5 protein-coding genes are annotated in these 6,421 nt (G+C 65.5%); 4 read left to right on the top strand and 1 reads right to left on the bottom strand.

The features are described 5' to 3' along the window. The first annotated feature begins 279 nt into the window (after positions 1 to 279). The 4 genes from ACFMO5_RS03140 to ACFMO5_RS03125 all read left to right on the top strand — a co-directional run bounded on the left by ACFMO5_RS03140 (position 280) and on the right by ACFMO5_RS03125 (position 5,336). Positions 280 to 1,113, top strand: coding sequence for an HAD family hydrolase (locus tag ACFMO5_RS03140; protein ID WP_376791311.1), 834 nt, complete (start codon positions 280 to 282; stop codon positions 1,111 to 1,113). A gap of 11 nt (positions 1,114 to 1,124) precedes the next feature. Continuing rightward, a complete protein-coding gene (locus ACFMO5_RS03135; protein WP_376791310.1) occupies positions 1,125 to 2,207 on the top strand; it encodes a pyridoxal-phosphate-dependent aminotransferase family protein in 1,083 nt (360 codons plus the stop codon). A 117-nt stretch (positions 2,208 to 2,324) separates the two neighbouring features. Further along, positions 2,325 to 3,935, top strand: coding sequence for a phosphoglycerate dehydrogenase (serA, locus tag ACFMO5_RS03130; RefSeq protein WP_376791309.1), 1,611 nt, complete (start codon positions 2,325 to 2,327; stop codon positions 3,933 to 3,935). Between the two features lie 42 nt (positions 3,936 to 3,977). Next, complete coding sequence (locus ACFMO5_RS03125; protein ID WP_376791308.1) at positions 3,978 to 5,336, top strand: nicotinate phosphoribosyltransferase; 1,359 nt, start codon at positions 3,978 to 3,980, stop codon at positions 5,334 to 5,336. 59 nt (positions 5,337 to 5,395) lie between these two features. On the opposite strand, the gene ACFMO5_RS03120 is transcribed toward ACFMO5_RS03125, so the two are convergent. Then, positions 5,396 to 6,313, bottom strand: a complete 918-nt coding sequence (locus ACFMO5_RS03120; protein ID WP_376791312.1) for a 2-hydroxy-3-oxopropionate reductase — start codon at positions 6,311 to 6,313, stop codon at positions 5,396 to 5,398. Positions 6,314 to 6,421: the final 108 nt, after the last annotated feature.

Raw genomic sequence — 6,421 nt, 5'->3', positions numbered from 1 at the left:
CTTCGGCCCCCGACCCAGCCCCCAAACCCCAAATTGAAAGCAGTGCCTTGCCCATGTTGGAACTCTGAAAAGCCCTGCAGCGCACCATGGCTTTCCCGCTTTGTGGAGCTTTCAAGGCAGGAGTTACGCCGTTCGGAGCCCGTGAGAGGAGGCGGAAGGGCCCCACCTCTCTTCCCACGCCCAATGGGCCATGATTGTGTTTGGGGCGGGACAAATCGCGAGCCGGATTTTTTGTAACTTGCGATATAATCTTGAGAAACATTTCACGGAGCGGATCGGATGAAGGAGGGGCTGGCGCGATGGGTTTCCTTCACCCATGTGTTTCTGGATTGTGATGGGACGTTAGTTCGGGTGGAAGGCATCGTGGAGCTGGCCCGCATGCGCGGCTTGGAGACGGTCGTCGCCGCCCTCACCGAGGCCGCGATGTCGGGACAGATGCCGCTGGAGGCCGTCTATGAGCGGCGCCTCGCCATGATCCGCCCCACCCGCGCGGAGATCCGCCGCCTCGTTCAGATCTACCGGGAGAACCTGATCCCGGACGTCCCTCTTGTCCTCCGCGCTTTGCACGCTTGCGGGATCGCGGTTCATCTCCTGAGCGGGGGGCTGGAGGAAGCCGTGCGAGGGTTGGGGCTCCTCCTGGGGATCCCCGGCCAACGGATCCACGCCGTTCGGGTTCGTTATGATCCCTTCGCCGGCGCCTGGTGGCGAGGGGAGGAAGGACCCGCAACCGGCGTGGAGCCTTCCCCGCTGCTCCACCAGGATGGGAAAGCCCGTGTCCTAGAGGGTTTTCGGGCGCCCGGTTGGCGCCTGATGCTGGTCGGGGATGGGGCAACGGATCTCGCCGCCGGTCCGGCCGCCCATCTCTTCGTGGGATTCGGTGGGGTATTCCACCGATCCCTCGTGGCGGAGGAGGCGGACGTGTATATCGCATGGGATCGGCTGGCGCCCATCCTTCCCCTCGCCCTTTCGCCAGAGCGGGCGCGCGCGTTGTGCGGCACGCCGGCGGAGACCGTGCTTCGAGAAGGATTGCAGGCTTTTGAGTCCGGCAAGGCGCGCTTTCGGGATCCCGAACGCCATCACCGGTTTCTACAGGCTTGGCACGCCTGGCAGTAGGAGGCTCTCAGATGGAAGACACGCCTATGCTGTTCATCCCTGGCCCCACCTATGTCCCTGAAGAGATCGCCCAGGCCCAGGCCCGGCCGATGATCGGCCACCGGAGCCGGGAGTTCACCGCGCTATTCGAGCGCCTCCTCCCGCGCCTGCAGGCCATCTTCCGAACCCGCGGCCGCGTCTTTTTCGTCGCCGCCTCCGGCACCGGCTTGTGGGAAGCCGCCATCCGCAACCTGGTGCGGCGGAAAGCCCTCTGCCTGATCAACGGAGCCTTTGGGGAGCGCTGGTACCAGGTCGTCCTGGCCAACGGCAAGGAGGCGATCCCCATCTCCATCGAATGGGGCCGGGGTGTCCGCCCCGAACAGGTGATAGAAGCGCTGGAAGCCCATCGGGATGTTGAAGCGATCACCGTGGTGCATAACGAGACATCGACCGGGGTGATGAACCCGCTGCAAGAGATCGCCGCGGCGGTGCGCCACAACTTCCCCGAGGTGCTGATCCTGGTGGATGCGGTCTCCTCCTTAGGGGGCGCCCCCTTGGAGACCGACGCATGGGGCTTGGACTTCGTCCTCACTTCCTCCCAGAAATGCCTCGCTTTGCCCCCAGGCCTGGCCTTCTGCGCTGTCTCCGAGCGGGCGCTGGAGAAAGCGAAAGAGGTCCCTCACCGGGGCTATTATTTCGACCTGCTGACCCTGGCCCGCTATGCCGAGCGCGGGGAGACCCCGGCCACGCCCCCCATCTCCCTGCTTTACGCCGCCGACGCTCAGTTCGAACGGATCCTGCAAGAGGGGATGGAAGCGCGCTGGGAGCGCCACCGTCGGATGGCCGAACGTGTCCAGACCTGGGCTGCGGAGCGGTTCGGCCTGTTCGCGGAGGAAAATTACCGCTCGTGGACCCTGACCTGTGTGGCGAACACCCGAGGGATCGATGTGGGGGCGTTGAACGAATTCCTGCGGACTCGCGGGAAGATCATCTCCTCCGGATATGGCCCGCTGAAAGGGAAAACCTTCCGCATCGCCCACATGGGGGAGATCCAGCCCCACCACATCGAGGCGCTGCTGGCCGACATCGAGGCATGGTTGGCTCTCCGCGGATGAAACGCGAATCCATTCGTGTAGGGGCAATCCTAGTGGTTGCCCCTACACGAATGGCGTGGATATCGTTTAGAAGGGCAGGCATCGGGCATGCTCCTGACCGATCGGGGAGGAATGGGAATGGCATGGCGGATCGGGCTGACGGACCCTCTGGATGAAGAAGGGCTCGCCCTCTTGCGCGAGGACCCGGAAGTGGAGATCGTGGAGGCACGCTCCCCCTCTCCGGAGGCGCTGCGGGAGCTGGTCCAAACGTGCGACGCCCTGATCGTGCGCAGCGGCGCGCGGTTGGACGCAGGGGTGCTGGAGCAGGCAGAGCGCCTGCGGGTGATCGCCCGCGCGGGCATCGGGGTGGATAACATCGATTTGGAGGCCGCCACCCGGCGGGGGATCTTGGTGATGAACACGCCGGGGGCCAGCACGATCGCCGTCGCCGAGCACACCTTCGCGCTCCTGCTCGCCCTCCTGCGAAAGATCCCCTCCGCTTGGCTCTCGCTGCGGGAGGGGCGCTGGGAGCGCGGGTGGTTCGTCGGGGTGCAACTGGCCGGCAAAACGATGGGGCTGCTGGGGCTGGGGCGAATCGGAACGGAGGTGGCCCGTCGGGCCCGCGCGTTCGAGATGCATGTGATCGCCTTCGATCCCTACATCCCGGAGGAACGGGCCACGGCCTTGCAGATCGAGCTGGTCCCGGATCTGGATGAACTCTACGCGCGGGCCGATATCCTCAGCCTGCACGTCCCGCTCACCCGGGAGACCTATCATCTCATTGACCGCCGGGCTTTCGAGAAGATGAAGCCGGGGGTTTACCTGATCAACACCGCCCGCGGGGCAGTGATCGATGAAGAGGCGCTGCTCGAGGCGCTGAACACGGGCCGGGTGGCAGGGGCCGCTTTAGACACCTTCAGCGAGGAGCCCCCACGCTCGCCGATCCTGCAAGCTTTGATCGCCCACGAGCGGGTGGTGGCCGTGCCCCATTTGGGTGGCAGCACCCAAGAGGCCCAGCGCCTCATCAGCCGCCAGATCGTGCAGCAGCTTCTGGATGCCCTGCGAGGGCGAGATTTCCGAAACGTGGTGAACCTGCCTTTCCCGGAAGGGGTCGATTACCGAACCCTGGCGCCGTTCATGCGCCTTGCCGAGGTGATCGGCCGCCTGCAGATGCAGCTGATCCGCGGGCGCATCCACCGCGTGGAGATCGATGTGCGCGGGGAGGAGCTGCGGGCCGTTCTCCGCCCGTTGGGGGTGGCCCTCTTGAAAGGCCTGCTCACCCCGATCCTCGGGGATGAGGTCACCTTCGTCAACGCGCCCATGTTGGCCCGAGAGCGGGGCATCCAAATCGTGGAGGCCGCCCAGTCGATCCTCGGCGCCTATGCGCAGGCCGTCGCCTGTCGGGTCCTTTCCACTCAAGAGAACCGGTTGATGGTGGGCGCTTTGTTCGCCGGGGAGCCCCGTATCGTCCAAGTGGATGACTTCCCGATGGAGGCCCTGCCCCGAGGAGCAGTGCTGGTCATGCGCAGCCGGGACGTCCCCGGGGTGATCGGTCGGGTGGGGACTCTCCTGGGGCAGCATGGGATCAACATCGCCGAGTGGCGTCTGGGGCGCGACCGGCCGGGCGGCACCGCCCTCTCCTTCATCAACCTGGATACCCCCGCCCCTTCAACGATCCTGGACGCCCTGCGGTCGATGCCGGAGATCGAGGACGTGCGGCAGGCGTTCCTCCCCGAAACGCTCGCGTGATCCCGTATTCGCAATCCCGACCGGACTGGAGGAGAGCGCCAGATGGTGGACCCAGAGGATTGCATCCTGATCACGGACCTTTACGAGCTGACCATGGCCCAGGCCTACTGGGCCCATGCCGTCACCGGCCAGGCGACCTTCAGCCTGTTCGTGCGGGAGCTCCCTCCCGAACGCGGGTTCCTGGTGGCCGCCGGGCTGGAGGATGTGCTCCGCTTCCTGGAAGGTTTCCGCTTCTCCCCGGAAGCCCTGGCCTATCTGGAATCCACCGGGATCTTCTCGCCGGCCTTCCTGGATTACCTGGCCACCCTCCGCTTTACCGGGGAGGTCTGGGCGGTTCCCGAGGGAACGCTGGTGTTTGCCCACGAGCCCATCCTAGAGATCACCGCGCCGATCATCCAGGCCCAGATCGCCGAAACATACGTCATCAACCAGATCCACCTGCAGACGATGATCGCCACCAAAGCGGCCCGCTGCCTGATCGCCGCTCGGGGACGAGGGGTGGTGGATTTCGCACTGCGGCGCACCCACGGGATCGATGCGGGCCTCAAGGTCGCCCGTTGCTCCTATCTGGTCGGATTCCAAGCCACCAGCAACGTCCTGGCCGGCAAGCGCTATGGGATCCCCATCACCGGGACCATGGCCCATTCGTTCATTATGGCTTTCCCCAGCGAGGAGGAAGCCTTCCGCGCCTTCGCGGAGACCTTCCCGGAGCGCTCGATCTTCCTGATCGACACCTATGACACCCTGGAGGGGGCCCGGCGGGCAGCACAAGTGGCTTTGGAGATGAAGCGCCAAGGCCGTCGCCTGATCGGCGTCCGGCTGGACAGCGGGGATCTGTTGGCGTTGAGCCGTGAGGTGCGTCGCATCCTGGATGAGGCGGGGCTTCCGGAGGTCCGGATCTTGGCCAGCGGGGGCCTGGATGAGTATCGCATCGATGAGCTGGTCCGCGCCGGCGCGCCCATCGACGCCTTCGGCGTGGGGACCCGGATGGGGGTTTCCGAGGACTGGCCGTGGTTGGATATGGCGTATAAGTTGGTGGCCTACGAGGATCGCCCGGCCCTGAAGCTCAGCCCAGGCAAAGCGTCCCTCCCCGGCCCGAAGCAGATCTTCCGATTTTATGATGAAGCGGGCCAAATGCGGGAGGATATCCTGGCCCTTCGGGAGGAGACCGTCGAGGGTGGTGTCCCGCTTTTGGAGAAAGTGATGGAAGGAGGACGCTTGCTTCGCCCTCATCCGAGCCTGGCGGATCTCCGAAGGCGGTTCCAGGAGGAGTTCCAGCGGTTGCCCGAGCCCTACAAGGCGCTGCGGGATGCCCCTCGCTATCCCGTGCGCCTCAGCCCGGCCTTGGAAGACCTGGCCAATACCCTAGCCATCCAACGAGGAATATTAGGGGAAAGTTAACCCTTTGTAGGGGCAGGCCTTGTGCCTGCCCCTACAAAGGGCACCCACAAGGGGTGCCCCTACCATGGGCGCACCTCGGTTTGCGCCCATTCCTCGAACAGCCGCACCAGGGCGGAATGATCCAGCTCCCCTTGGCCCCGGGTGACCAGCGCTCCCAGCCACTCGTGGACCAAAGCCGTGAGCGGCAGGCTGGCCCCAACCGCGCGGCCCAGCCCCAGCGCGATGCGTAGATCTTTGTGATGCAGGCGGATTCGGAACCCCGGCTGGAAGTTCCGCTCCAGGATCCGCTGGCCGTGGACCTCCAGGACGCGGCTGCCCGCGAAGCCCCCCAGCAGTGCCTCCCGCACCTTCGCGGGGTCCACCCCCGCCTTGGCCGCCAGGACCAATGCCTCGCCGATTGCAGCAATGGTGAGGGCCACCACCACTTGGTTGGCCGCCTTGGTCACCTGGCCAGCCCCCGGGCCGCCCATGTGGACGATGTTCCGGCCCATCGCCCGGAGGATCGGGAGACAGCGCTCAAAGGCCGCCGGATCCCCACCCACCATGATCGAGAGCGTCCCTTGGATCGCGCCGATCTCCCCGCCCGAGACGGGGGCGTCCAACATTGTGATGCCTCGCTCCGCCGCCTGGGCCGCCAGACGCCGGGCGGCCGTGGGATCGATGGTGCTCATGTCGATCACGATCAGCCCCGGCCGTCCGCCGGCGAAGACGCCGTCCGGCCCGGCCAGCACCTGCTCCACCTCCGGTGTGTCCGGCAGCATAGTGATCACCACGTCGCTTCGCGCCGCCACCTCGCGCGGCGATCCGGCGGTCTCCGCCCCCTCCGCCGCCAACTCCTCCATCGGCGGACGGCTGCGGTTGTAGACCACCAGGGGATAACCGGCCTTCATCAGGTTGCGGGCCATGGGCTTCCCCATCACCCCCAGGCCGATGAAGCCAACGCGTTCCATATCGGTCCTCCGCTTTTTGAGGGATATGCGGTGGAGGGAGACGCCCTCCCCGCGACCTTTTGAGCCACGGGATAAAAATATTTTATAGATCGTAAGAGCGTCGTGTATGGAAAGAGTGTGATTACTAGTGTAGAT

It is taken from the genome of Thermoflexus sp., assembly GCF_042408365.1.
Classification (GTDB): domain Bacteria; phylum Chloroflexota; class Anaerolineae; order Thermoflexales; family Thermoflexaceae; genus Thermoflexus.
This window is presented reverse-complemented; position numbering and strand designations above follow the sequence as displayed.